This window comes from Streptococcus parapneumoniae (genome assembly GCF_037076355.1).
Taxonomy (GTDB): domain Bacteria; phylum Bacillota; class Bacilli; order Lactobacillales; family Streptococcaceae; genus Streptococcus; species Streptococcus parapneumoniae.
Window position 1 is genome coordinate 2,206,440 of the sequence record NZ_AP026968.1, and the last position, 25,576, is coordinate 2,232,015.

The window sequence follows — 25,576 nt, forward strand, 5'->3', positions numbered from 1 at the left end:
TGGTTCTATCTATTTATTCGAAAAGGAAATGAATTGTGAAGATATTTTATCTCGTTTCAACTAAAATATGAGCTTGATCAATCAGTTGTCCATCAACAGTCAGATTTAGATAGAAATCTAAAGTCCTATCGGCAGCAAAATACAGGGTTGGTAGGCACAAATCTTTTTTTCTTTCCCCTGCTTGGAATTGAAGGACTTGAATCTCATCCTGATAGGCGACACCATGCACACCTGTCCCCGGTTGAATCGAAATCTTAGCCTCTAAAGAGGAGCCACTTTCGCTACGTTCAATCCTAAAATGAAGAGCCTCTCCCTTTGTCACAGTTAAACTTTTTTCTGCAAATGCTAGTTCCTGAACAACTTCTTTTTTTGATAATCCAGGAGTTTTATAGAGGGAAATCTTAGTCAATACAGGTAAATCCTGTGACTCTGTAATCATCACGCGCACCTTCTGTGCCTCTACTAGTGGACCTCGCAAGAGGCGCTTATGACCAACTGTGAAGCCCCTGGCAAACTCTTGCCAGACGCCGTCCACCTCTACTTGCACATGAAAAGCAGCGATTCGTTGCCCTAACTTCAAATCTTCTCTTAACTCAATTACATCAAAAGTTTGAGGTGACCCTAACTCAAGTTCTAACTGGATTGGCAAGCCTACGTCGCTTGCCCAAGAGCTGGTCCTAAGGCCATCTGTCAAATGGTGACAGGCAAAGTCTGTGGAAAGAGCTGGACCAGATACCTCAGATCCCAGAGCCAAATCTTCTTTATAGAGCTCATTGCGATAGGCCGCAAATTCATAGAGACGTTCAATATCCTTTGCATCAAAGAGCCCATCTTGATTCGGCGGAATATTAAGCAAGAGTGGAGTTCCCCGACCCACCGAGTGAAAGTAGATTTCGACCAACTCCTCAAGTGACTTAGGATCCTGCTCTTCATGGTAAAACCAGCCCGGTCGAATGGAAACATCTGCCTCACCAATTGAAAAAATCGTGCCCGAGGGATCTCCGTGCTGAAGATAGTCCAGCTCTGCTTCTGTTCCTAGTTTATTAGGATTCACCTTTTGCCACAGGGGATCACCTGCATACCCTCGTTCATTGCCAATCCAGCGTATACTGGTATCTTCTGTTGAAAAAATTAAGCAATCTCCCTGCAGTTCACGAATGGTTTCAAACCATTTTTCAAATTCATAATTGACCTTTTGAGCGCCCTCTCCTCTAGCTCCATCCATCCAGACCTCAGCAAATTTTCCTGCATTACCATAAGCAGGATTAGATAAGATTTCCTGCAGCTGAGCCAGATAATAGGCATTATAGTCTGCTTCTCGGTCCACATGATAGAGGGGACTATGAGCATCCCACGGCGATAGGTAGACCCCCATATCCATATCAAACTCTGTGGCAGCTTGGGATACTTCAAGGAGCAAGTCCCCCTCTCCATTCCTCCAAGGGCTGGCCTTGACCGAATAATCTGTGTGAGCTGTCGGATAAAGGACAAAGCCATCATGGTGCTTGACCACCAAAATCAACTTTTTGAAGCCCGTTTCCTTGAGCACGCGAACCCACTCACGTGCGTCTAACCTTGTCGGGTTAAAGCGTGCAGGATTCTCCTGACCTGTCCCCCATTCCTGGTCATAAAAGGTATTGGGGCCAAAATGGATAAAGGCTGCTAGTTCATCCTCTAAATAAGCTAGCTGGGTCGAACTAGGCAAGGGCCCATGCGGTTTTATTTCTCTTACCATACTACTTCCTATCTACATTTTTCTTTACTTTTTTGGCATGTACTTGCAATTCTGTTAACGCTAGGGGACTGGTCAAGCCTTCAAATCGAAGACGAAGGGCATAAGTCTCTACCTTGTCAAATTCAAAACGAAGCTCCTCATCCTTGTCGCTTGACACTTTTCGGATAGCTGATACAGGGCGCCAATTCTCCTCTTGCTTGAGCAGGGAATCCTTATCCAAATGGTTGGGAGTCCGAGGCAAGCTAGGTTCATTCCCCACATAATAATCAATAAAGGCCGGCTCAACAGCCACATATTCTTGATTCTCAACATAATACAAGGTCAGGTTATCCACAAATCGTGGTTTTAAAATCCCTGCATCTCCAAAAAGAATGCCGACACTAGCTTGCTCTGACTTGGCAATCCAAGTATTGGCTGTCGATTTCTTCCGAGTAATAACCTTGTCATTGAGATATGAGGCTGGGTGATTCGGCTCTGAATGGGAAGCAAAGACCAGAGGCAGGTTAGACCCTGTCCATTGATTGGAAATAACTTCCCCATCTACACTGGCACCTGTCACATGAATGGTGACTGTTGCTGGCAACTCACAGCCCGCTACCTGTCCTGTGAGAACGCATTCTCCTACCTGAGCATAGACTTGAGAATCAAGCTCATCCCAAGTCACCTTGGCCGTATCTCGTCTACCATCTGATAAGACTAGCTTGACTCGGTCTGGTAAGTGTGGAGCTTCCTTGACAAGCGTCCAGACCCTTTCAGGCTCAATAGCGTAAATCCCTTGAACACAAACCTGAGCCGAAGCCTTTAAATCCAGACCTTCTAGCTGGCCAGATACCGTAAATTCATGAAAGCTTTCCAAAGCTTCTTTAGGAATTTTCTCCCAGACAACCTTGACTCGTTTTACACCGCCTGACTCATAGTCCACCAAGACCGAGGACGGAAGCTGTGGATAAGTCCCCTTAGCTGTATACAAGCGAAGTGGTCGTACAGACACTGCCTGCCCTAGCGAGGTATTTTCTGCTACCTGCAAATGCAGTTGATAGGTTTTCCCTTGATACATGGCTCGGATAACCAAGTCCCCTGCAGACAAGCAATGAAGCACTCCCTGCTTGATAATGGCGTGGGCACTGCCACTCATCTCCCAAATCACTTCACTATTCCCCACCTTGTTCACAGGGTTATCCACAGTTTGTGGATAAAGTCCAATGGCTGGGGAATCCCCTTCTTGTAATTCTGCCTGCTTGTTCACTCGAATCTCAAACAAGCGCTTATTTTTCACTGGTTGGGTAGCCAAAGCCTCTCCCACTAAGAGATCAAAACTTGCTGGCTCTAGCCCTCTGGCACTGGCCTTTACTCTGACTAGACCTGCCTGCTCCAAGCTCTGAACTAAGAGGACACCTCTGCCATGAAAGGCTTTCCGCTTAAACCGACCATTTTTCTGAGCCTTGTAACGTTCATGACTGGCCTGCCTTCCATTATCCACACCCACAATACGAGCAGGGCCTTCAATTTTAAAATGAAGCTGATTGGAAGCAGTCGGAACCCAATTTCCATTCTTGTCCAATACATCAAAATAGAGATAGAGGAGGTCTTGCCCATCTGGCTCCAGTTGTGATTTCTCGGCATGTAACCCAATCTTAGCAGGCTTACCTGCAGTCACCACCCTATCTTCTGCCACAAGCTGACCTTGACGGTCATAAGCTACAGCACGCAATTCTCCCGGTTGATAAGCCAAACGCCATTCAAGATAGAGTTGGCCAGAACCTTCTCCCTCTTGGTATTTTCTACCGCCTGAAGTCCATTTTTCCTGAAAAGTCTTTCTGCCTTGGGATTTCCCATTGAGAAATAGCTCTACTGAACCAGCATTTGAATAGACTCGAACAGGGATATCCCCATACTTATCCACAACTTGTTGATAACTCTTGTGGATTTCCCAATTCCAGTGAGGTAAGATATGAACCATAGGCTGCTGATCTAGGTCCACCCACTGACTTTGGTAAAGATAATAGTCATTTTTAGGAATCCCTGCCGTATCCACGATCCCAAAATAGGAACTCTTTACAGGCGTGTCATTTTGATTGTGCCAAGGAGTCGGCTCACCTATATAGTCCACTCCTGTCCAGATAAACTGACCCGCATAGTCTAGCCGATTTCTATCTGCTATCCAAGAAGCCGTCGCCGTCTTCCCCCAAGGAACCCGATCATTGCCATAGTCTGACTGTTCAAAATTCCGCACGTGGCGATTATCCCCAACCCATTCCTTAGCTGGGCGAAAATAGCTATCACGCGTTCGGGTAGCCGATGAGGTTTCAGACCCGTAAAGTCGCCACTTGGGATGTCTTTTACGAATCCTATCAATATTATCTTCCGAGTAATTCAAGCCTACCACATCCAGCAAATCAGCAATCTTTTCATGACCTCCAGAACCATCTCCAAAGCGGAACTGGTCCATTCCCATGGTCACAAAACGGCTATCATCAATCTCATTGACCCTTTCCAGCAAGCGTTTAATAGTTTTCAATGAATGGGCATCGCCATTTGCTTCGCTGACTTCATTTCCCAAGGACCACATAAAAATCGCTGGATTGTTCTTGCCACGCTCAATCATAGTGCGCAAGTCGTAATCTGACCAGAAATCGCCTGCTTTCGCTTCTGGATGAGTCGCTTCTTCCTCAAAAAAGCGACCATAGTCATATTCTTTCTTGCCTCCATACCAGGTATCAAATGCTTCTTCTTGAATAAGTAGCCCCATTTTAGCAGCCACATCTAGCAAGATACTACTAGCTGGATTATGGGTGATTCGAATCGCATTGACGCCCATTTCCTTCATCTGGCGCAATCGTCTCTCGGCAGCTGACCTGTTTTCCACAGCTCCCAGAGATCCATAGTCATGGTGCAGACAAACTCCATGAATCTTCAACCAGCGACCATTTAGAAAGAAGCCCTTATCCGCTTGCCAATCTATATAGCGGTAACCAAAGCTCTCCTCTTCTTCATCAACCAAAATGCCATTTTTATAAAGGCGAGTCTTCAACTGATAGAGATGAGGATGGTCAATATCCCAAAGCAAAGGTTGGAAAATTGATATGGCTTGTTGGAAAGAATATTTGTCCCCAGACTCAATCACTAGAGAGTCTGTCGCCTGCCAGTCTGACAGCTGTTGTCCATCATACCAGATACTCTGTTCTAAATATACCGACACAGACTGAGGCCCATCATTTGAAACTTTACTTTCAAGCTGAGTTTCCACCCATCCATCTCTTTGCTCCTTGAGCTTGGGACTTTCTATCTTAATCCCATATAAATCCAGATGCACCAAATCTCTAATCAATAATTTTACTTCTCGGTAAACACCACTGCCCGAATACCAACGACTGCTAGGTTGCTTATTTTCCACAAAAACCGCAAGCTGGTTGGCTGTCCCATCGTTTCTTAGATAAGAGGTGATATCATAAGAAAAGGGTGTATAGCCATTGGGATAATAGCCCAGCACTTGCCCGTTAATATAGACTTGGGCATTCATGTAAACCCCGTCAAACAACAAACGCACCGATACAAGACTGGCATCTTCTTCCAAGTAAAACTGCGTCCGGTACCAAGCCTGACCCCCATTTAACTGACCACCCTCATTTTGCGCTGGCGAATAATGGTCAAAATCATTGTAAATACTCCAGTCATGTGGCACTTGAATGGCCTGCCAATTTCCCCTCTGAAAATCCGGTGCCAAGGCCTCTTCCTTCCCCATCTCTTGGCTAAAAAACCAGTGATTTCGTAAAACTTCTTCTCTTCTCATACAAGCATTCCTCTTTAAACGACTCGATTTACTTGACTATAGCACAAAACAAAAGCGCTTTCAAGACTTCCTCTATCACTCCCTAAATACTCAGAAAAGATTCTATAATTTGTGGAAAAGTCTGAAAATCACTCCATATTCAAGCAAACTAATAAAGTCAAACCTTACAAGAGCGCAAAAAAACACCTCTCTGAATGTTCATTCCAGAGAGATGTCCCTTTTGTCTTAACTATTGTAAATCGATTGTCTAAAGTCATCTGAATCTTTGAGATAAGCTTTATAAATCGCTTTTTTCAGTTTTTGAACGGGTGTTTCGATAAATTTAAACTTTTTAGCCGTTGTGTTTCCTGCTTTTATCTGGGCTAGTTCAGCTAAAACAGCTTTATTCATAAGCTCTTGTAATTTTTCTTTACTATCAATCACTTCTTCTTTTCCGTTGTAATTTATAGTAATTGGTTTTAACTTACCTAATTTCTCAACACGCTCAGTTATTTGCTCTTTTTTGAAAGCTGCGTAAGATTTTCCTAAAATGTTATCGAAAATATATTTATCAGATAGCGGTTTGCCTTCTTCTTCAGCTTGGTTTTTGTATTGATTTGACACATAAGGAACAAATCCTTCATAATAGCCCAAAGCTCCCATAAGTTCAAAAGCTTGTTTTCTAAAGGTGATATCCCCACTCATACCAGAGTCATTTTGACTAACACCATAAATGGTATCAAACATATCCACTAAATAATACCCATTAGCTTTTACATCACCTGTTGCATAAAATCCATTTATGATATAACGATTAACTAAAATATTATTGTCAATCAGACTATTGATATCCGATAGATCTCTCGCTTCATCTAGTGTAATTTCTGAGATTTTTTCACTGTTATGCGTAGCTTTAACCGCTGGATTTTTATATGTTACTGTCGCTCTAGTTCCTGTCGACGCAATTGGTGTTATTTTTTTGAAATATTTAGTTTTATCTTCTGCTGTAAGTTGTTTTGTTGCTTCCGCTTCTAAATAATCTAAACTATATAACACATCAAAACTTCCATGCATATAAGATTTCAAATCTGCAGCTGTTTTGAATCTATCTGGTGTTTTGTTGTAAAAGCCATTTTTCTTACTTTCATCGTAAACGAAGTTTAAGTTGAAATATGTATCTGTCTCTGGTGTGTATGAATTCTCGAAGATTCCTCTAGCATAAAACTCCGCAGCTGTACCATCTCGACGACCATGATTATTAAACAAGACCGTTCTATCTAGTAAGTGCGTCATTTCATGAGAATAAGTCGCTGAACCCCTATCATCCAGAACTCTATCTATAAAGTAACGGACACCCACTCCATTGGCTTCTGCACCTACATTTTGCGATGGTGAATATAGTCCTAGAGGTGTCATAAAGTCTTTAACCCCTTTATCTGCTGTTGATCCTGATTCTTTAGACCATGTTGTCGCTATTCCAGCAGACGTATCCGTCGTATATTTTTTCATCGTATCTACAATTACTCTATTTGTAATTAGTTTCGGACGATTTTCTTCTTTTGTTATTCTGTATAAAGTGTCAACATAATTAGCCTGTCTTGTCGCAGTTAATTCTATCAATGCTTTAACTTTTTCTAATTCTTCTTTATACTTAACTGGATTCGTTTTCTCTAAAGAAGTATCCATATACGTTCCGATGTTTCCGTAGGTTACCGTCGCTATGTTAGTTATAGCATACACGCTTGGTTCTTTAATATTTACCAAACCTAATAATGTAGCTACATTTTGTTGTCTTCTACTTTCAATTTGAAGATTTTCAGCTCCATATTTCTCAGGAGGAGTAGTTAATTTTGTATATAAGTCTACTTTTTCATCAGTTTTTTCTTTCGAAGCTTTTTCAACTACGATAGCTTTAGTCGCCTTCTTCAACCACGTATCCCCATCCATATTAGTGAATGTAGTTCTGTTGTAATCTAGGAACTCTAATAATGTTGGTTTATCTGTAATTTTTCTAAAGTATTTCTCAAATGTTTTTGGACTATTGGTTAATCTTAATTCATCATAACTCATAGACCCAAGGTGTGTTAACCAATCTAAAGAAGTAAGGTCTTTTTTACCGAACGAGCTTGGATTATAAGCTAGAATATCACGGATATTGGTATCTCCAAAATCAATATTGTAAAAACGATTGATATAGGATAACCCTAGTAATATTTTCTCTTTATTAGCTTCAATGTCACCTTTTACTTTTTCTCTATTTTGTTGATTGTCACCTAAAATACTCAAGGTGTGCGCCGCAACTTTTTTCAAACTAGCTTCTAAATCGGTTTTAGTCGCATCGAGTGTTTCTTTAATCGATAATTTTTCAAGATATTCTTTTCGTAGAATTTCTCTTACTTCATCATCCTTTATCTGCGGCTGCGTTTTTTTCAACTCACTGCGTTTTTTATAAAAATCACGCTCTATTTCTAAAGCAGGCGGAGTTAGTTGTGCTTTAAAGTTTTCATCTGTTAAGAAGTCTACAGACTTCATTTCTCTACTAGCTTCCGTCACATCCACTGCATTTTCTAACTCGCTATTTTCTGGCAACAGATGTGGTTTGTCTTCTTTAGTACCAACCAAGATTACTTTTTGGCGCATAGCTTTAGTTGTCTCAGTCTTCTCTACTGGATTTGATAACTCTCCTGTCTCCGGATTAACTTCATAAGTTTTAGTGACGGTTGTTTCCCCTTGCTCTCCTGCATATTCAACTACTTCTTTTCCTTTTGGAAGTTCAAGGTTATCTTTTCTCAACTCAGTGATTTCTATAGGTGACACTATCTTTTCTACATTTCCAACTTTTACTATTTTGTCTTTAGCTGGAGTGTTTTCTGTTGTAGTTGCTTCTGAGATAGCTCCTGTTTCTTGATTTAATGTGTATTTTGTAGTTGTTACTGTACGACCGTTTTCCCCTGATGTTTCTTCTATTTTCTGATTGTAATCTAACGCTGGATTTGCTTCATAAACTGTCTTAAAAGGAATTTCTTGTGATTGAACTGTTGGTTTTGTTCCTACTGCCGTTATTTTCGCTTGCATTGGCTTAGCGACTTTTGTCGTTACATCTGGCTCAGTCAAGTCTCCTGTTTGTTCATTTACTTTGTAAACTTTTATTGTTGTCGTTTCTTCATCTTGACCTTGTTCTCTAACTACTTTAACCCCTTTATCAAGTGACTCATCCGCGACAAACTGTTCACCTCTTTTGACTGTTGATCTTGTTTCTTCTACATTCCCAATCTTAACAATTCTATCCACCGGTTGTTTCTCTATTTTTGTTGAAGTGTTTTCTACTATTTTCCCAGTACTTCCATCAAAACTGTAAGAAGTAGTTGTCACTTCCTTACCATTTTCACCTGCTACTTCTACTTGTTGCTCTTTGTAATTTAAAGCTGGTGAAGCTTTATATGTTGTTTTATACTCTAATACTGTTTCTTTCGTTACTGGACTTGGGACAGTTGGTTGCTCTTGGGGAGCTAAGGGTTCAGGCTGAACAGCTGGTTCTGGTTCGTTTACTGGACTTGGGTTGACCTCTGGAGATGGAGCCGTTTGTTCTGGTTGTTTTTGGGTTTCTTGTGGGGCAGACTCACCAACATCTTTGACCCCCTCAACTGGATTCTCCAGCTGGTTCTCCTCACCCTTTTGTTCCGCAGGAGATTGATCTTCTTCGCGTCCTGATTCCACAGCTGGGGTTGCTGGTTCAGAATCTTTGGTCTCAGCAGTTTCTTTAGATGGTGGCTGGGACTCAGTACCTTGTTGGGCAAGAGTTTGATTCTCCTCGCCCCCTGATTCCATGGCTGAGATTGCTGGATCTGGTTGCTTCGGCTCGGCTTCGGGTTTGTCAGGTGTTTGTTTCTCGCCTGGTGTTGCTTCTGTACCCGGCGTTTCTTCTGCTCCTGGTCTTGGTTGTCCTATTCCATCAGCTGGTTTTTTCTTTGTTTCATTCTCTACTATTGGTTTTTTCTCAATTTTTTCAGGTTGAACTGGTTTAACTTCCTCTGGCTCTGGAGTTACAGGTTGTGTTGGTTTTGGTGCAACTTCTTCCTTAGTCCCAACTGCAATCACCTTGTCCACCGGCTCTTTTGTAATTATATTTTCTATAACTTTACTAGATTTTTCCCCATTAACGATAGTGACTTCCGTATAGATGGTGCGTTCACCAACAACACCTTCTTGAACAACTTTAGTTTGCCCTTTAGCTAAGGTTGCATCTTCTTGTTCTATCGTTTGGAAAGCAACCTCCTCTGTAGTGACTAGCAATTCTGGTTTCTCTACTGTGGCATTTAACACACCTTCCTCAGGACTTGTTTTATAATCACTATTATTTTCTGCTTTTGGTTGTTCTACTTGGGGATTTCCTGCAACTTCTTCCTTAGTCCCTATGGGCAAAATTTCATCAGGAGCTTGTTTGCTTACAGGAGCTTCAACAATTTTCTCAACTGCGTAGGATGGTTGAGGAGATTGCACAAGGTCTTCAATCGAGCTAAAATGAGATGCAGTCTGTGGTACAATCTTCTTAGATTGAGTTTCTGAACTGTCCTCCTTTTGAGATAATGCTGGCGACTCTACCTTATCAACAGAAAGTTCCTTGCTAGCACTATCTCTTACCAAATAATATCCCGTAAATTCATATCCTTGAACTCTTTCAGGACTTGGTAGAAACTGACCTTCTACTCTCTTAACAAGGGCTGGTTGCAATTCTACCAGATTTTCAATAGCAGAGATGGATACTCCCCATCCACCAACAGCAAAGACGGTCACAAGGAAGTAAGACGCTCCCTTTTTTCTCTTGATTAAAGTGAAGGAAAGCAATAATAATCCTGCCCCCAAGATAAACATCCCATCATTAGAAAACAGACCTGTTTCTGGTAATCTTGTAGCCAATTTTCGATAGACAAAATAGTATTCTTTTCCCTCTTTTACCTCAATCTTATTTTCTTCAAACCATTGCAACTCAGATTTCAGCTTTTCAGATAAATCCTTCTCATCCAAATAATGACTTGAAATTAGTGCTGAACTCGTTTCTGTAGCCTGTACGGGTTGAGCCCCCATACCAGCAAAAAATAAACTCGTTCCTAGCAAGACTGAACAAGCTCCTATTGCATATTTCCTCAAAGAAAAACGCTGCTTTCTCTCAAATTGAAATTCTTTCATCTCATCTCCCATCATTCATTATTACTGTATATTTAGTATATCAGAAATAGTCTGTATTCACAAATCTTTCTAGTTATTCTCTTATCATTCCTAATTAAAGTAGACAATATACAATAATTTTTAGTTAAATGTATATCAATGTTCTTTGTTTTTCTTAACAAGCGCAATGCAAAAAGAGCCTGTTGCCAAGCTCTTTAGTCTATTATTTCTTCTCAGCACGAAGGGCTGACAAGATTTGTGTGCGGATATCATCTACACCATTTGGCGTATTTGGTAAAAAGATAGTTTGATTTCCTTTAGAGGCAAAGGTGTTCAAGGTATCCAAATACTGGTTGGTCAAGAGGATTGACATGATTTGTTCTTCTGTCATGCCAACATTGGCTTCCTTGAGTTCTGTGATAGACTCTGCCAATCCATCCACAATGGCCTTACGTTGTTGGGCAATCCCCACACCATGAAGGCGATCCTTTTCTGCTTCGGCTTCAGCTGCAGTGACAATTTTAATCTTATCGGCTTCTGCCAATTCTTGCGCTGCGACCCGTTTGCGTTGCGCCGCATTGATTTCATTCATGGATTGCTTAACTTCTGCATCAGGTTCGACCTTGGTAATCAAGGTTTTCACAATAATGTAGCCGTAAGTAGTCATTTCTTCTGCTACTTGGTGTTGAACCTCAAGGGCAATCTCATCTTTTTTCTCAAATAATTCATCCAAGGTTAATTTTGGAACAGAAGAGCGAAGAGCGTCTTCGATATAAGATTTAATCTGAGATTCTGGACGCATAAGTTTATAGTAGGCATCTGTCACGCTCTGCTCGTTGACACGGTACTGGGTCGCTACATTCATCATAACGAACACATTGTCCTTGGTCTTAGTCTCAACCACAATATCACTTTGCAACAAGCGCAACTGAATCCGAGCTGCAATCGAGTCAATCCCAAAAGGCAAGCGAATATGAATACCGCTATTGGCAACCTTTTGGTATTTCCCAAAGCGTTCAATAATTGCCACAGACTGCTGACGAACCACATAAACTGTACTCAGTGTGACTATCAGCAATAGGAGCACACAAACCACCACAAAAATCATCAAAAATGTTGTTATCATCGCGACGACCTCCATCATTATTTTTTTCTGTATTATAGCACATTTAAAGAAGGCTGTGCAGTTTTTACTGCGATTTTTCCTGAAATGTCAATAATTAGAGGTGAATTGTCACATTATCGTCTAATCTCTTGCTAAAATAACTGGTAAGAAATTAGGTGCACCATGCCAGTTCTTTCTAGACCACCCTTATTTCGACTTTAAACAAATAAGAGTCAAACTGGAAACAGACAGATATTGAGCTAATGTAAATCTGTTTGTGACAAATGTTTTTAATATAATGTTTTACCCCTCAAGTTAATGAAGGGAGTTGTTATATATAGCAATTTTACTCACAATGTAAGTTAGTTTTAATATACAAGCTGCCATACTTCAAGAATTAAGCAATCTTGATGATCTAAATTTATTGTGGTATACTGTTTTTGTCATCGGTTACCGATTACGTTCCTATGGGTTCGTGAGAGGAGGTGAAACTAATGAGCCTTATCATAGAGCTCGCTCTTACTATTATAGCGGATGTTATAGCTGGAATTATCTTGTATTTCGTCTGCAGATGGCTAGATAGTAAGGAGTAGACCGAGTGACTAGCCTATCAACACCCGTTAAATCACTAAGATACGTCAAAAAAGCCCTTAACTACGGCAATAGTTAAGGGCTTTGGTGTTCTAATGAACCTTATCAATTAACTATATTCTAGCATATAAGTCCTAATATTTCAAGCATTAAGTAAGGTTGATGGTCTAAATTTATTGTGGTATACTATTTTGGTCATCGGTTACCGATTACGTTCCTATGGGTTCGTGAGAGGAGGTGAAACTAATGAGCCTTATACCTGAGCTTGCTCTTACTATTATAGCGGACGTCATCACAGGAATTATCTTGTATTTCGTTTGCAAATGGCTAGATGGTAAGAAGTAGACCGACTGACTAGCCTATCAACACCCGTTAAATCGCTAAGATACGTCAAAAAAGCCCTTAACTACTGCAATAGTTAGGGGCTTTGGTGTTCTAATGAACCTTATACACTAACAACATTCTAGCATATAAGCCCAGATATTTCAAGCATTAAGTGAGGTTGAGTATGTGTCGTAATTTTTGAGAAATCCTAAATTTCCATATAAATATATGCAGATACACGAAAGGGCTAAACATTTTTGTATGCTCAGCCCTTGACAATGATTTTTTCTTATGCTATCATTTTAGTTGACTGAGTAATACAAGTTGGGTTTGTGTTACTCTGCGGAGTTGGAGGCTCATTTCCAACTCCTTTTTTCGTTGTTTTTATATCTCTATTATACCAAAATCAGGATAAATGTCAATTATTCCACGCCAAAAAAGCCCAAATCTCACTAGAAATTTTTGCTTATTTATATTTGTGTTTTCGTTAAAATTAGCACTTAAATTATTTCATCTTAAATATCTTTTCTATATTTTTATGTAAACGGGGAAGTTTGTAGTCTTTAGAGTCATTTTTAGGTCGAACACTATCCGCACTGATATGATCCAATGACGTATACTTATCATAGTCCTCCTTCCATTCTCCAAAAAATAAATCTCTTAATTTTCCTTCACGCTCTAACAATATCATATTCGCTACGGCTATCCCACCTTCACTTGTCCAATACATTCCTCTATGCTTCATCCTATAAGTTATTTTTCGATGCTGGCTCTCCATAATCCCAATACCTGACTTTGGAAGTCCTCTCATCTCCGCTGGTTTCGTATACTGAAAATTTCTAATTAATCTACTCGAATAATATTCAAATTTTTCTTGTCCTTCTTCACTACTAACCAAAGATTCTATAGTATCTAGTGAACGCCTTAATAATTTCTTATTATGCTCTCTAATAGCTTGAAATAAGTCTTCTCTCAACTCTCTCGGATAAGACTTTGTAAATTCTTTGATTTCTTTATTCAAGTGATATTCGTCCCAAAAATGCTCATGCCTCTTAACATTAAATGATTTAGCAATTTCAGTAAATACATGTGGAGTATAGCCCTTGCCACAGTCAGAATTAGTAACTAGTACAGTCTCATTTGTAATTTCATATTCATTTTCCAATAAATCTAACAATTCTCTACGAGCTGAGCGATTATCCAATCGGATAAGCTCTTTTTTATTTTCTAGCTCAAAACGATTTGGGCCAATCTGTTTTGAGCCTGTATGAACTACAAAATGTGATAAATCCATATTCTTTTTTTCAGAACCATCTTCAGATGTTTTCACATATACACCATCTCCCTCTATGTAGATGATATCTGCTTTAATTTTTTCAATCTTCTTCTCTTCTTTAAAAAATCGATAATCATCCTTTTCTTCTAGTAATTGATTGGCTAATTTGACGACCTTATTGACGGTATCTTTAGTGACAGTTACATTATAAACCATCTCAATTGTCTCTCCTACCTGACGATAGGGTAGTTTTGTAGCTAGAACCGCAGCTTGATACAATAGTTCCTGTGAATGACGTACATTTTTTTCTAAGCCTAACATTTCATCAACTGGTACTCTACATTCACCATTCTTATACCAACGTTTTCTAGAAAAGGTCACTTCTCCAAATGTAAAAGCTACGGTACGTTCAGCTTGATTTTTACAACGATATCCTTTTGATCTCATACTGGAGCTTATCGACTCATCATACTGTGCAATATGCTGTAAAAAATTTTGTTTTGTCTTTTCTTGTTCCTGACTACTAAATCTCAATTCATCAAATTGTTTCATACAATTTTTCATTTCCCTTTCAATTCTTATGAAAATTGTATGATTTTTAAAACAAGTCATCAAATTTATTTTTGTTCCAAGAATAAAATAGGCTGTTTCTTTAAATTAAAATCAACGCCCTATTTATTATTGAAAAATACTAAAGTGATTTAGTTGAGTATCAGAAGTTCAACTGTTTCTATTTCAAGGTAAAATAAAAGCCTGATATAAGAACCAGGCTCAGGACAGTTGTCAGAATCATCATCTCACAACTAATAGAAGTATTTTACAACAAAAAATAACAGACTTTATAATTATATTTATAGTTGCAATTATGTTTATGTTTGTAAATATAATTATAATTACTTTTTTAAGGGATGACTTTCTTCTCTTAGCTTAAACTGTTGCACCTTTTCTTAGAATTTATCTGACTTTTTTATGAAGTCCCCCTCTTTCTCATCATTGATAGCTCCTTCAAATCCTTTATTTTTAAGATAATTCGTATAAAAAAGTTGCTCCGATTGGAAATAATCAAATAATAGCTGTCTGTTATCATGAACCTGAAAGGCTTCAAGTGCTGAATAATAAGTTGCCTTATTCGTATCGTCCACAATAAAGGGGGTAAGCCCTTCTTTTAAGCATTGTTTATACAAGAGCAATCGACCTATTCGACCATTGCCATCTGCAAAAGGATGAATCCTTTCAAATTGTGCATGAAAGCTTGTTAAGTAATTCAAATCTTTTTGTTTTTTCAAATCATAGCCAATCAGTAAAGAAAGCATCTCATCTTCAGTCTGTTCAACAGAAGCTGTCGCAATTTTTCCTACCTCATTTTGCAATACTTTATAACGACCAACTGGAGCTATCGGGTTATGCTCAGAACTTGTTCCACTTTTTAGAATACGATGCAGTGTTTTAATATAGTCCTCTGTCAGTGGCTCGTTAACGGTATCTAAGATATAATCAAAACATTTAAAATGATTATTCATTTCCACCAAATCATCAATTTTGATTCCTTTTGCATCAATATTTGCGATTGTCTTTGTCTCATAAATTAAGCTAGTCTGCTCTTCTGTCAGACGACTTCCTTCAATTCGGTTAGAGTTATAAGCAAAGCGTTTCTGTGTGATATCATAAATACCACCGTGTACTTTCCCTTCTCTCTCTGCTAAGAGCCTTGTAATTAAATCCATTATTTCTCCTTGTAGTAAGCAGTTGTAGTTATAGATATATTTATAGTTATAAATATATCTATAACTATAGTTTCTCGATTAATTTATCAAGATAATCTGATGCAGACTTTGCACCAGCTGCTTTTGCAACTTGATCTAACTTTTTCCGATTACTTGGCTTCAATGTAAACTGGAATTGCTTTTTGCGTTCAAAACTTTCAAAATTGGCTACCTCTGAAATCTGCTCAGGTTGATGGGTTGCTTCAATAATCTGCGAAATCTCTTTTTCTCTTGGTGTGAATGCCATAACAATCTCCTTCTAATTATATTTATAATTGTATTTGTATTTATAAACATAATTATATTGTATCATAAATTTTTGAAAAAGTCTGTTCCAGCTCAGTGAAAAACTTTTTGTGTTTTTGATAAAGCTCTGGATTTTCCTCCATATCTGCAATAGAGATTTTATCAATCGTGGAATGATTGAACAACTCTTTTGCTGGTACAATCCCTAGAAGGTTATCTGTTCCCTTTTCTTTTGCTTCAAGTCCCAATGCTTCCAGTAATTCTCTTGATGATCCATAGTTTGGTCGGATCATATTTGCTAAGAAATATAATTCAGCAGTAATGTATGATTCTCTGGTACGATAGTCGATCACATCCTTTCTGAATGCTTCTAACCGAGTTGATAAATTGAATTTAGCATTATAACCAAACTCCGAAGGAGTCAAGGGACTAATAATAGCGTGACTGACCGCTACAGCATTTTTTGTAGCTGTCGCAAAGTCTGGTCTACAATCAATCAAGATACAGTCAAACTGACCCAACTTCTTCTTTTCGTAGTTATCCTCTAGCCAAAGATAAAGTAACATATTTTTCTTATCGCTATTCTCCAGATCTCGTTCCACCGAGTCCAGCTGAACTGAACCTGGAATTAGACTGATATTTTCCTTGACTTGCTTAATATCCACGTCGCCTCCTTTGAAAGCATTCGCAATCGTATTCTGACTTTCGTAAATATTGTAGCACTGAGTCAAATTACACTGATGGTCTAAATCTATAAAGAGAACCTTATGACCTTTGCGAGCCAACCATTCTCCATAATTAAATGTCAAAGTTGTTTTTCCAACACCGCCTTTGATAGCGGCAAATGTGATAATCTTCATTCTATTTCTCCATCCTTTTTCTATATTTCTATTATACCATTATAATTATATTTGTCAACATGTTTATAAATATAATTATAATTATTTTTTTACAATGAAGTTTCTATTTCCTTTCGCTGTTCCACATTTTTCTCAATATCTTGATGTAACTTATAATCTTTTGTAATTGCTTCTACTCTCTGATACAAAGCCTGACGCTCAAAGGTCGCTTCTTTAATAAGTTTATCAATCTCAGTTTTTCGAGTACTAGGATCTACTCTCAAATCTTTCAAAATGGAAATAGCTAGTTTCACTTCTTGAGGATTATTGGATTCCAGTGCAAGAAATGCAGACTGAATTTTATTAAGATCACCCAAGCGTTGATCTAATTTATCAAGCAAGTTATCTACTTCTTCTAGTTCCTCTTCAAAACGATTTAACAATTCATCAAATTGCTGTCCTTCTGTCACTCCATGAGCGGATAGATAGTTATATTCACGAACAAGCTGATCCATAGTTGAGATTTTAGGATTTTTTCGGATAATCATTTCTCCATTATCATACGACAACTGGGAAGCGACTGTTTCTCCCTTCATATAACGATTCTTATCAGCGTGTTCAGGATTAACAAAATAATAGAAATCGTTTTTCCTAATAAAAATTTCATAAGAGCCACCTTCTGCTTTTTCAATCTGATGAGCAGGAATCAGAATAGTTCCCTTATTTCTAATCCCAAATTCCATTTCAAGATAGATTCCATTTTTTGTTTCTTCCATCACCTGCCATTCTTCAACTGTGATTCTCATTTCAAAATCATCTTCTCGTTCTGCTACCATTTTTTCATATTCGGATTTTATTTCATCAACAGATAAGGTTACCTCGTTAGCAACCACTCTCTCAGAAATTTTCTCTAAAGAATAATTTCCTTTTTTTGATAAAGTGCGATCCCTAACATTTCTGGTTTGATCTTGGTCAGTCAGACGATACTTTATTTCCTTTCCTGAAGTATCAACTATCAGATTTAAAGCTCGTGCCTTAGACTTGAAATCTTCTAAGGAGCTTGAATGTTTTAAAAGGAAATCTAAACGAGATTTAATCTCATAACGAAATGAATTTTTCTTTCGGTAAGCATGATACGTTTTTCGATTAGTCCATAATCTCTCTTTGAGAATTTTAGCTCCAGCTAGGTCAGCGTACTTATTGGAAATATTAAATAGACTTCTAGCAGTATTTTTCTGCCAACGAAATTTGTTTAAGGTAACAGAGTTAGTTGAATTGAAAATAATGTGATTATGAATGTGTCCCTTATCCATGTGAGTCGCTATGACAAATTCATGTTGCCCACCAGTTAATTCTAAAATCGTTTTTCGACCAATCTCATGAATTTCTTGTGGAGTCAAATCATCTTCAGGAGAAAATGATTGAATGATGTGATGAGCCAAAACCCGATTCGGATTTTGAATATCAGATAGTTCTTTTGTCCCTGCTCGTTGAGCCGCATTCTTTTTGGTCAAAAGAAATTCTTCTGTCGCTGTGCTAGCGTCTGTAATTCCATAAGTAGATACCAGTTGCTTGACTACTCGGCCATCTTTAACCACTGCTGGAAATTCAAACTGTTCATCTTGTTCTAAAAAACTCGTTTTAGATGGATTCTCAATATAGCGTAAAGCATTATTTAAACTTTTTGTATCAGTCAGCTCGACCGTCTTTGCTTCATCCTCAATATATTTTGTAGACCGTCCTAAAGAAGCTACACCCTTAATCTGAAGAACCTTTGTTACAACCATCGCTCTTGATCCTTTGTTTGATTTTCCTGTTTTTGGATAAATTGGCTGACTGTATCTTTCAAATGTTTCTGCAATTCAAGAATCTGACTCAATTCATTTAGACTAGCCTGCTCATCTTCGTTTACCTTTTTTGCGACCTGATTTATATTGACCCCTATCCGATTTATTTCCTTACGTAGTTCTCTCAATTCTTCAAAATTTAAGATTTTGACCTCACCCATAATCAACATAATTCGGGCAAAGGCATTAAAATTTGTCATTCCAGATTCTGCAATCTTTGTTGAAATGAACCGTGCCTCTTCTTCCGTTAAACGAATTTTTTTCTGAATCATTCGTTTTCGCTTTTCTCTATTTTTCAAAAAATCTTCACCTCTATTCTGGCAATTTTGCTTAAGGGGCTTAGAGCCCTTTTCTTCTGGCAAGATTAGCACTTGGGTACCCAAATGCTGTTTTTAAAAAGGTCAAAGATGGTCAGCGTGTGCACCTGACCATTCTTGACTTTTTAAATCTTTGGGGAAATCCCCAATCCCCTAATCCCTGCAAGCAGGAATCTTGTTCTATCACGAGGGAAAAGTTTGACTAAACTTTTAAGTCTTCCTGTAGAAGTTCCATTGTATCAACCATCTCCGTTTTAAGGATTTCGTCTTTTAGTTGCTCAAATCGTTCATCACTCATTCCCTCAATTTCTTTAAGTGCAACGGGATACATTTCTACTTCTTCTAACTCATAGTTTGTTTTTACTCGCATATCTCTACGAAGAATATAGAGGCATTCTTTACGTGAAATGTGCTGGTTGACTTCATTCACTTTTGGCGAATCTGTAGTTTCATCTATAAAAAATATCTCCATTAAAAGATTAAAAGTTTCTTGTTTTAGATGTTCAATCATCTTCTGTTTCTCCTTTTTTGTTTTTCTTCCTACGAACTAATGCTTCCATTATTGAGGGCTGCTCAGGGACTTTTTTTCTTCCACCTGCTTTACAGCCTCCGCCTTTTGATTCCCCAACTGCTCAGATTTTTCTTTTGCCTGTTTGAGTTTATCAGCAAACTTATCTTTCGTCACAGTTTTATTTTTCACTAATTCTAACTTAGCATCCATCCGATCAATCAAACTTTTTGCTTCCCTCTGAACAACCTGCAGTTGTTCTACCATATCTTCAAAACCATTTTTATCTTTTGCCCAAATAGCCAAATATCCAAAACTGTAGCTACTCGTATCAAAACCAAAATGATTAGCCACGACATAGGCGACACTTTCAGCTTGTAATTCTTGCTTACGATATCGGTCGTCCCCATATTGGGCATTGCTTTCTCTATGTAAATCTGCATGAGCCATTTCATGAAAAATGGTTTTTAAAATCTGTTCTTGACCCTTTAATCCTTTTGAAATAACAATTCGATTTTCATCTGGAGAGTAATAACCATTTGTGCTCTCTCTTTTAATTTCTTCAAAACTGATAGGAACCTGATTATCCATTGAAACAGCTTTGGCTGCTCGGTACAAATCTTCATAATCTTTAACATCTCCAGTCAATTCATTAATTGCTTTTGGCAATTCTTTTCCTTCTGTTTGAGATACATCAAAGACATTCCCTAACTTGAATCGAGTAACAGTGACTTCCTTCTCTCCCATTTCATTTTCAGCTGGAGTAAAATCTAACTCCTTTTGATGAACAGGAATACTGGTTTTCACTTGATACGGAACCCAAATCTTCAGAGCTTTTGAACCCTTTTTAACTGTTCTGTCAAAATCTGTTTTCCATTTATTGAAACTAGCAACTTGGGAAACATTAGGATTTTGCATCTTCAGCAAATGAATATTGTTGAGTGAGTAGTTGTGAAACTTACTCATCGTATCCAAGAACGATTTAAACTGTTCTGAATCCAAATAGTTCTTCATTCCTTCTTTCAAATGTTCAGCTAAAGCTTTTGTATCTTTATTTGCGACTAACTGGGAAATGGTTTGTTCTGAACTTTTAGCAGCAATTGCTTCGGTTATAACAGCTCCTGCAGCCACCTCAGCATCTGTCCTTCTTTCTCTATCTTCCTGCCTTTTATGAAGGTTAGAAGCACTGTTGTATGGATCTGTTCCTTGCAACATCTCATCGGAGTTGGAAATACCATCACCATCCAAATCACGATCCCTCTCATCTTTTTGGTTATACTGATAAATTTTTTCGTATGGATTATCTGGTGTATTTTGTAAATTTTTGACTTGCGATTTCTCAAATTCTTCTCGAACTGTGGCGATCGTTTGTTCAACTTTTTCTGATAAACTTTTGATTTCTTTTTGCCATTTTTCTACAAGAGCTACTTGTTCCAACGGAGAATCCTTGACTCCTAACTTCTCAAACCAAGCAGATAAATTTTCGACCTCAACACTATCCATTCCATCAAAAGAGATAAATCCAAGACGAGCATCATGACTACTATCTGTAAATCCAATTGGACTATTTTCCAAATCTCCAAATGGGAGTTGGGATAGCAGTTGATCTGCATACGGAATATCTTCTAAAGCGTAGCTGAACTGAGAAATATCTAGTTCACTCGCCAATCTCTCCAGATGATACTGAGTGAATATCGCCCCATCTATCTTCATCAACTCTGAATGCTCTCGCATTTCTCGTGTACCAAGTCTTTCTTTGTTAGCGATTGGGTTAATCTCATCCCCAATATCGTAACGAATGCCATCCTGAATCAGTTCACCATCAGGGCTGTACAAGGCAAATTGAACCTTTGTAAAAGGGATATAGGAAGCACCTTCTACCTGGTTCATTCGATCACTTACACTCGCATGATATTTGTCGTAATAGATATTATTCTGCTTATATAGTTCTTTTGCAAAAGACTGATAATCCACCAACTCTGTTTCGCTAAAAGGTAAAATTGGCCCACCATCATGCTTTTCTGCCCATTGAAGGCGGACATTGTAGTTGTTTTTGTCAATCTCATTTGGTTGAATTGCCTCAAACAAGCCATTTGCCATAATCGATTGCAATTCTTTGCCCCCATCCTTAATATAATCCTCGTTAATCGATAACTGTTCAATATGGCCATCACGTTCACGGAAAACACCAAGAATAACTTTTTCCTTAGTTTTCTCTACATCAACTCTTAGATCTCTCTTAATTTTCATGAGAGATGCAGGGACACGTTCATCTCCTATATCTTTGAAAAGAAGTAAGAAATCCTCGTCTTTACTCTTAATAGCTTCTGAAAAGTTAAGTCGTTGTGCAATTCTTACTTCATCTAAATTATCCAAAACAAACGATTTAGGATCAAGAATATCCTCTAACATAGGAATAACTTGTAATTTTTCTTTTAGACTATTACTAACCAGTATTTGATTATAGTCTCCCCTTCCCTCAGCAAAATCGACTACAAAATCTCCAGCATTTCTACCTGGAACAACTGGCCTGATTCCTGTTAAGTGTAAAAAGTTTTCTTGTTTAAAACTAACATCTAACAAATTTACTTCTCCATTATTTGAGTAGAAATAATAGACTTTACTATTTGCCAACTCTTCTAAATACCATTGAGAAGACCTCTGAATAGAGCCTGCATACTGATTCATTTTTTTTAAATCAGCTTGTGTAATTGGATGATATTTTGAATATCTTCGTTGCACTTCTTCAAAATTTGTGCTAAACTGTAAGTAACGATAGGGTGATGTCGGGTGACTGGTAACAGTTTGCTCAAAGGTTGCTGATGATTCAGCTTCAGGTTCGGCACTGCCCACAGCATCAGGCTGTGAATAGCCCTCTCCACCACTGGCCCTATCATTCATTTGCTCCTGAGTACTCTCAGGAGTTTTTTCTGTGCTCTGAATTTGTTCCTGCGCTTCATACTTAGTTCCATTCTCGTACGATTCCGACATACTATTTTTTCTCCCTCTTTCTTGATTAATGATTGTTTGATATTTTTGACGGACTTCTTCCCTTGTCAATTGTCTATCTGACACAAAGACTTTTACATCATCTGCAGTTAGCTCTTGCGCTTTTGCAAGAGCTAGTTCCTTCTCAAAAAAGCCCTGGTAATGCCAGGACTTTTCATCTACTGTATAAACATGTGCTAACTCTTTAGGAGTGTTATTCCCTCCCTTCAGAAAGTCATTCCAATCTTCCTTCTCCTGGTCTCTATGAAGGATAGGTGGTATCTCAATTTGTACTGGAATTCCCTTTTCCTGCAGACTAGTTATAAATTTATGGCCAGCCATATCATTATCTACAGCCAAGGTAATCATATCCTGATGCTGACCGTCTTTAAAATAGTTTGTTGTTCTGGCTACTAATTCTAGAGCTTTCCCAGTATTCTGATTGATTTGATAGGATTTATCATTTATCTCTGCGTACAATTCCATAAACCGTCTACTAATGATTCCTTCTTTTACTCCATCCATAGCTACTAAGCGAACATCCTGAAGCCTATCCTTATGAAGCTCATAGTAGCTCATTAAATCGATTGGAGCTTCCGCAAAGACCAAACGTTTTGGTGTTCCGATATCAATTGAAAAGCCTAGTTGTCCGTCTGAATTTCTCATAATTTGTTTTAGGCGTCCACGTTCAGGATAGTGCTCCCGATTCTCTACTATTCCCTGAAGACTCGCTCCAGCTAAAAAGCCTGTGTTGTCCTTATACTTAAAGACAATCACAGGCTCAAAATAGTCTCCTTTTTTTCGGATTGCTTCCGCTATACTCCCTTGGCTAATAAAGAAGTTAATCGTATCATCTGAAAGGCCTCTCTGTGCCTTCAAATAGCTTCTAGAAGCGCTGAAATCCTGACGCTCATATCTTTCCAAGTAATAGCTAAAAGGCTCTTTTGAAGCTGTCTGAGCTTCTACATCGACTTCCTTAAATTCTCCAGTTTCTAAAAAATGCATCGCCTCCTTGTAAGAAACACCTCGTATGGTTTGAACTAACTGAATAACATCTCCAAATTCAGTTCTTGAATTCCAGTGAAATTCATTTTTCCTTGTATCGATTACAAATGAATCGTGCTCTGTCCAGGTATAACTATAGCTACCCGTACGCTTTAACTCCATACCTAGCTGCTCTGCAACAGAAATAATAGATAATCTTTTGGCTTCCTCTTTGCTTAATGTCATCTGTTACCTCCCTACAATGAAAATTCTGGCTCTTCTTTTTCTGCTACTATATCTTGTGTCTGTTCTCTCTCAAGTTCTTCTGCTTCTACAAAACGTTTTAAATCAGGAATATGAAGTTGGACTTGTTTCAGCTTATCCTGAACTAACAAGTTCTCATCGATATGATAGACCGCTTCCTGATGGCCATTAAATCCTTTCTCTAGATCAATATCCTCAAAGCGGATAATAGCCAACTCTGTTAAACTTCCCTTATACCAAGCTCCAATCTCACTTTCAAGATAGAAGCGAACAGATTCTCTATCTTCCGTCTTTGTATCCCGTAAATAAGCTAGTTCCCAGCTTTCACCTTGAGAATAACCAACGACCTCTTGAACGATTAACTCCTGATTGTTCGTACTTAAAATCTGATTAATATCACCTAAACGTGGTACTAGAATTTCCTGTGCTAGTGAGATGGCTTCTGTACGATAGTTGAAAAACTCATATTGTTCTCTATCTTCTACATAGTTCCTAACGAAATCTGAATAATGAGGGAAACGCTCCTGAAAACTAGCTGAAATCATTCCATAGATATAGGCTTGTTTTACTGTTTCAAACTGGGCTATTTGATAATATGAGGGGTCAAGCTTGCCCTCTTGATTCAATAGTTCCTTGATATTTTCTGGAAGTTGAATCGGTTCTGAATCTGGCCAAGTTTTCTTAGAATAGTTGATTACTTCTTCGTAAAGAATCGTATCGATCTCTGGATTCTCCATTTCAAGCAAAGTATCTACAATTTGAGCATATTCTGAAAGATTGGAACGATAATCAGTAATCAAGCCATCTTTACGAACCTCCCACTCCTCAACCTGAGCATTTTCTGGAGTTCGTAGTAACAATACCTCCTCAGCTTCCGGATCAACTCCAATGACCTGATCGCCATTGGGTAGCTGATCCATCTCCAATTCCCGAATCCTAGCATCTAATTGATGATTGACCTGAAGCAAGTCTTGCTTCAAGTGAAATAATTCTTCTGCATTGGCTTGTAATTCTTCAAAATACTCTCTGGAGATTTTCACTGGTTGAACCAATAAATCTTTCTCTCGTTGCTCTCGAGGGTAAGAAAACAAGTAGGGAGCAACTTCTTTGAAGTCCTGGTAATTCATCCATTTTATAGATTCTGTAACAATCATATTCTGGACATCAATGACATCTGTATGAGGAGTGATCCAGCCAGATAAAGCCAACTCTTTTACTGCTTCAGACAGGGGGTAAGAAGGGATATGTTCTAAAATCCCCTCAAAATAACCAATCCCTCGAGCAGTTTCTTCCTCAACTTCACGCTTCATTCGTTTAAAGTGTTTTTGTGGTAGTGTATTCATTCTATTTCATTTCCTTTCTTTCCATTATCTGGTCCGTAAAAGGTATCTACGATACCTGCAGAACGTAAAGCAGATTCCAATGCCGATCTCGCTAGCTCAGAAGCTGCAATACCTCTTACCTTCAATTCCCATAACTCTTCCTCTTTTTCCTTAATTAAATTATCCATCCAAGCATTGTCTTGCACAAGCTCATCTCGCCGTTGCTTGAGTTCTTCTAAATTCATACTTTATCCTTTCCATCAAAAAAACAGCTCTGTTTTTAGAACTGTTTCATTACCTGCTATTTTTATTTATTGAAAAGTCTTTGCCAGATCAAAAATAACATTGAGAAAATGACCAGTTTTCTCTTAATAATATTCTCTTGAAACCAAACTTTAGTCTTAATAAATGGCTTCAGAATTGGGCTAGATTTTATCTTTTCAATCCAGCGCTTGATTGCATCTATCATGATAGATTTATCCTTTCTATTCTATGTGAAATAATGATAAAATAAAATAAAAATTATTAGTGA

The 25,576-nt window shown here is 38.3% G+C and carries 14 protein-coding genes; all 14 read right to left on the minus strand.

Annotated features, from left to right (window positions below; translation table 11 throughout):
- Nucleotides 1-46: 46 nt before the first annotated feature.
- Entirely contained in the window at nt 47-1,735 is a 1,689-nt protein-coding gene (locus tag SP4011_RS10875) for an alpha-L-fucosidase (RefSeq protein WP_338619319.1), read from the minus strand.
- 1 nt (nt 1,736) lies between these two features.
- The gene (locus tag SP4011_RS10880; protein WP_338619321.1) at nt 1,737-5,525 is read right to left on the minus strand and encodes a sugar-binding domain-containing protein; all 3,789 of its coding nucleotides are present in this window, start codon (nt 5,523-5,525) and stop codon (nt 1,737-1,739) included.
- 225 nt (nt 5,526-5,750) lie between these two features.
- Nucleotides 5,751-10,691, minus strand: a complete 4,941-nt coding sequence (locus SP4011_RS10885; protein WP_338619323.1) for a ZmpA/ZmpB/ZmpC family metallo-endopeptidase — start codon at nt 10,689-10,691, stop codon at nt 5,751-5,753.
- Between the two features lie 202 nt (nt 10,692-10,893).
- Entirely contained in the window at nt 10,894-11,778 is an 885-nt protein-coding gene (locus SP4011_RS10890) for an SPFH domain-containing protein (RefSeq protein ID WP_004237018.1), read from the minus strand.
- A 1,417-nt stretch (nt 11,779-13,195) separates the two neighbouring features.
- Nucleotides 13,196-14,518 (minus strand): ISLre2 family transposase, encoded by a 1,323-nt coding sequence (locus tag SP4011_RS10895; protein WP_338618852.1) that lies wholly within the window; start codon nt 14,516-14,518, stop codon nt 13,196-13,198.
- A gap of 395 nt (nt 14,519-14,913) precedes the next feature.
- The gene (locus tag SP4011_RS10900) at nt 14,914-15,690 is read right to left on the minus strand and encodes a Fic family protein (protein ID WP_338618853.1); all 777 of its coding nucleotides are present in this window, start codon (nt 15,688-15,690) and stop codon (nt 14,914-14,916) included.
- Nucleotides 15,691-15,754: 64 nt separating this feature from the next.
- Complete coding sequence (locus SP4011_RS10905; protein ID WP_338618856.1) at nt 15,755-15,976, minus strand: hypothetical protein; 222 nt, start codon at nt 15,974-15,976, stop codon at nt 15,755-15,757.
- A 52-nt stretch (nt 15,977-16,028) separates the two neighbouring features.
- Nucleotides 16,029-16,835, minus strand: coding sequence for a ParA family protein (locus SP4011_RS10910; protein ID WP_338618858.1), 807 nt, complete (start codon nt 16,833-16,835; stop codon nt 16,029-16,031).
- 89 nt (nt 16,836-16,924) lie between these two features.
- Entirely contained in the window at nt 16,925-18,601 is a 1,677-nt protein-coding gene (locus tag SP4011_RS10915) for a helical hairpin domain-containing protein (protein ID WP_338618860.1), read from the minus strand.
- Nucleotides 18,592-18,933, minus strand: a complete 342-nt coding sequence (locus tag SP4011_RS10920) for a plasmid mobilization protein (protein WP_419965944.1) — start codon at nt 18,931-18,933, stop codon at nt 18,592-18,594. Before SP4011_RS10920 ends, SP4011_RS10915 begins: the two co-directional genes overlap by 10 nt.
- Before the next feature lie 247 nt (nt 18,934-19,180).
- Nucleotides 19,181-19,489, minus strand: coding sequence for a hypothetical protein (locus tag SP4011_RS10925; RefSeq protein WP_338618863.1), 309 nt, complete (start codon nt 19,487-19,489; stop codon nt 19,181-19,183).
- Nucleotides 19,490-19,537: 48 nt separating this feature from the next.
- Nucleotides 19,538-23,704: a PBECR4 domain-containing protein gene (locus SP4011_RS10930; protein WP_338618865.1), complete on the minus strand. Its 4,167-nt coding sequence runs from the start codon at nt 23,702-23,704 to the stop codon at nt 19,538-19,540.
- An 11-nt stretch (nt 23,705-23,715) separates the two neighbouring features.
- Nucleotides 23,716-25,065: a hypothetical protein gene (locus tag SP4011_RS10935; RefSeq protein ID WP_338618867.1), complete on the minus strand. Its 1,350-nt coding sequence runs from the start codon at nt 25,063-25,065 to the stop codon at nt 23,716-23,718.
- On the minus strand, nt 25,062-25,289 hold the full coding sequence (locus SP4011_RS10940; protein WP_101785761.1) for a hypothetical protein: 228 nt from the start codon (nt 25,287-25,289) through the stop codon (nt 25,062-25,064). Before SP4011_RS10940 ends, SP4011_RS10935 begins: the two co-directional genes overlap by 4 nt.
- Between the last annotated feature and the right edge of the window lie 287 nt (nt 25,290-25,576).

Bases quoted from the DNA above. Each gene is read 5' to 3' on its own strand.
- SP4011_RS10890 (WP_004237018.1), bottom strand. From the start codon at position 11,778: ATGATTTTTGTGGTGGTTTGTGTGCTCCTATTGCTGATAGTCACACTG.
- SP4011_RS10910 (WP_338618858.1), bottom strand. From the start codon at position 16,835: ATGAAGATTATCACATTTGCCGCTATCAAAGGCGGTGTTGGAAAAACA.
- SP4011_RS10885 (WP_338619323.1), bottom strand. From the start codon at position 10,691: ATGAAAGAATTTCAATTTGAGAGAAAGCAGCGTTTTTCTTTGAGGAAA.
- SP4011_RS10925 (WP_338618863.1), bottom strand. From the start codon at position 19,489: ATGATTGAACATCTAAAACAAGAAACTTTTAATCTTTTAATGGAGATA.
- SP4011_RS10895 (WP_338618852.1), bottom strand. From the start codon at position 14,518: ATGAAACAATTTGATGAATTGAGATTTAGTAGTCAGGAACAAGAAAAG.
- SP4011_RS10915 (WP_338618860.1), bottom strand. From the start codon at position 18,601: ATGGTTGTAACAAAGGTTCTTCAGATTAAGGGTGTAGCTTCTTTAGGA.
- SP4011_RS10880 (WP_338619321.1), bottom strand. From the start codon at position 5,525: ATGAGAAGAGAAGAAGTTTTACGAAATCACTGGTTTTTTAGCCAAGAG.
- SP4011_RS10905 (WP_338618856.1), bottom strand. From the start codon at position 15,976: ATGGCATTCACACCAAGAGAAAAAGAGATTTCGCAGATTATTGAAGCA.
- SP4011_RS10875 (WP_338619319.1), bottom strand. From the start codon at position 1,735: ATGGTAAGAGAAATAAAACCGCATGGGCCCTTGCCTAGTTCGACCCAG.
- SP4011_RS10920 (WP_419965944.1), bottom strand. From the start codon at position 18,933: ATGATTCAGAAAAAAATTCGTTTAACGGAAGAAGAGGCACGGTTCATT.
- SP4011_RS10900 (WP_338618853.1), bottom strand. From the start codon at position 15,690: ATGGATTTAATTACAAGGCTCTTAGCAGAGAGAGAAGGGAAAGTACAC.
- SP4011_RS10940 (WP_101785761.1), bottom strand. From the start codon at position 25,289: ATGAATTTAGAAGAACTCAAGCAACGGCGAGATGAGCTTGTGCAAGAC.
- SP4011_RS10930 (WP_338618865.1), bottom strand. From the start codon at position 23,704: ATGACATTAAGCAAAGAGGAAGCCAAAAGATTATCTATTATTTCTGTT.
- SP4011_RS10935 (WP_338618867.1), bottom strand. From the start codon at position 25,065: ATGAATACACTACCACAAAAACACTTTAAACGAATGAAGCGTGAAGTT.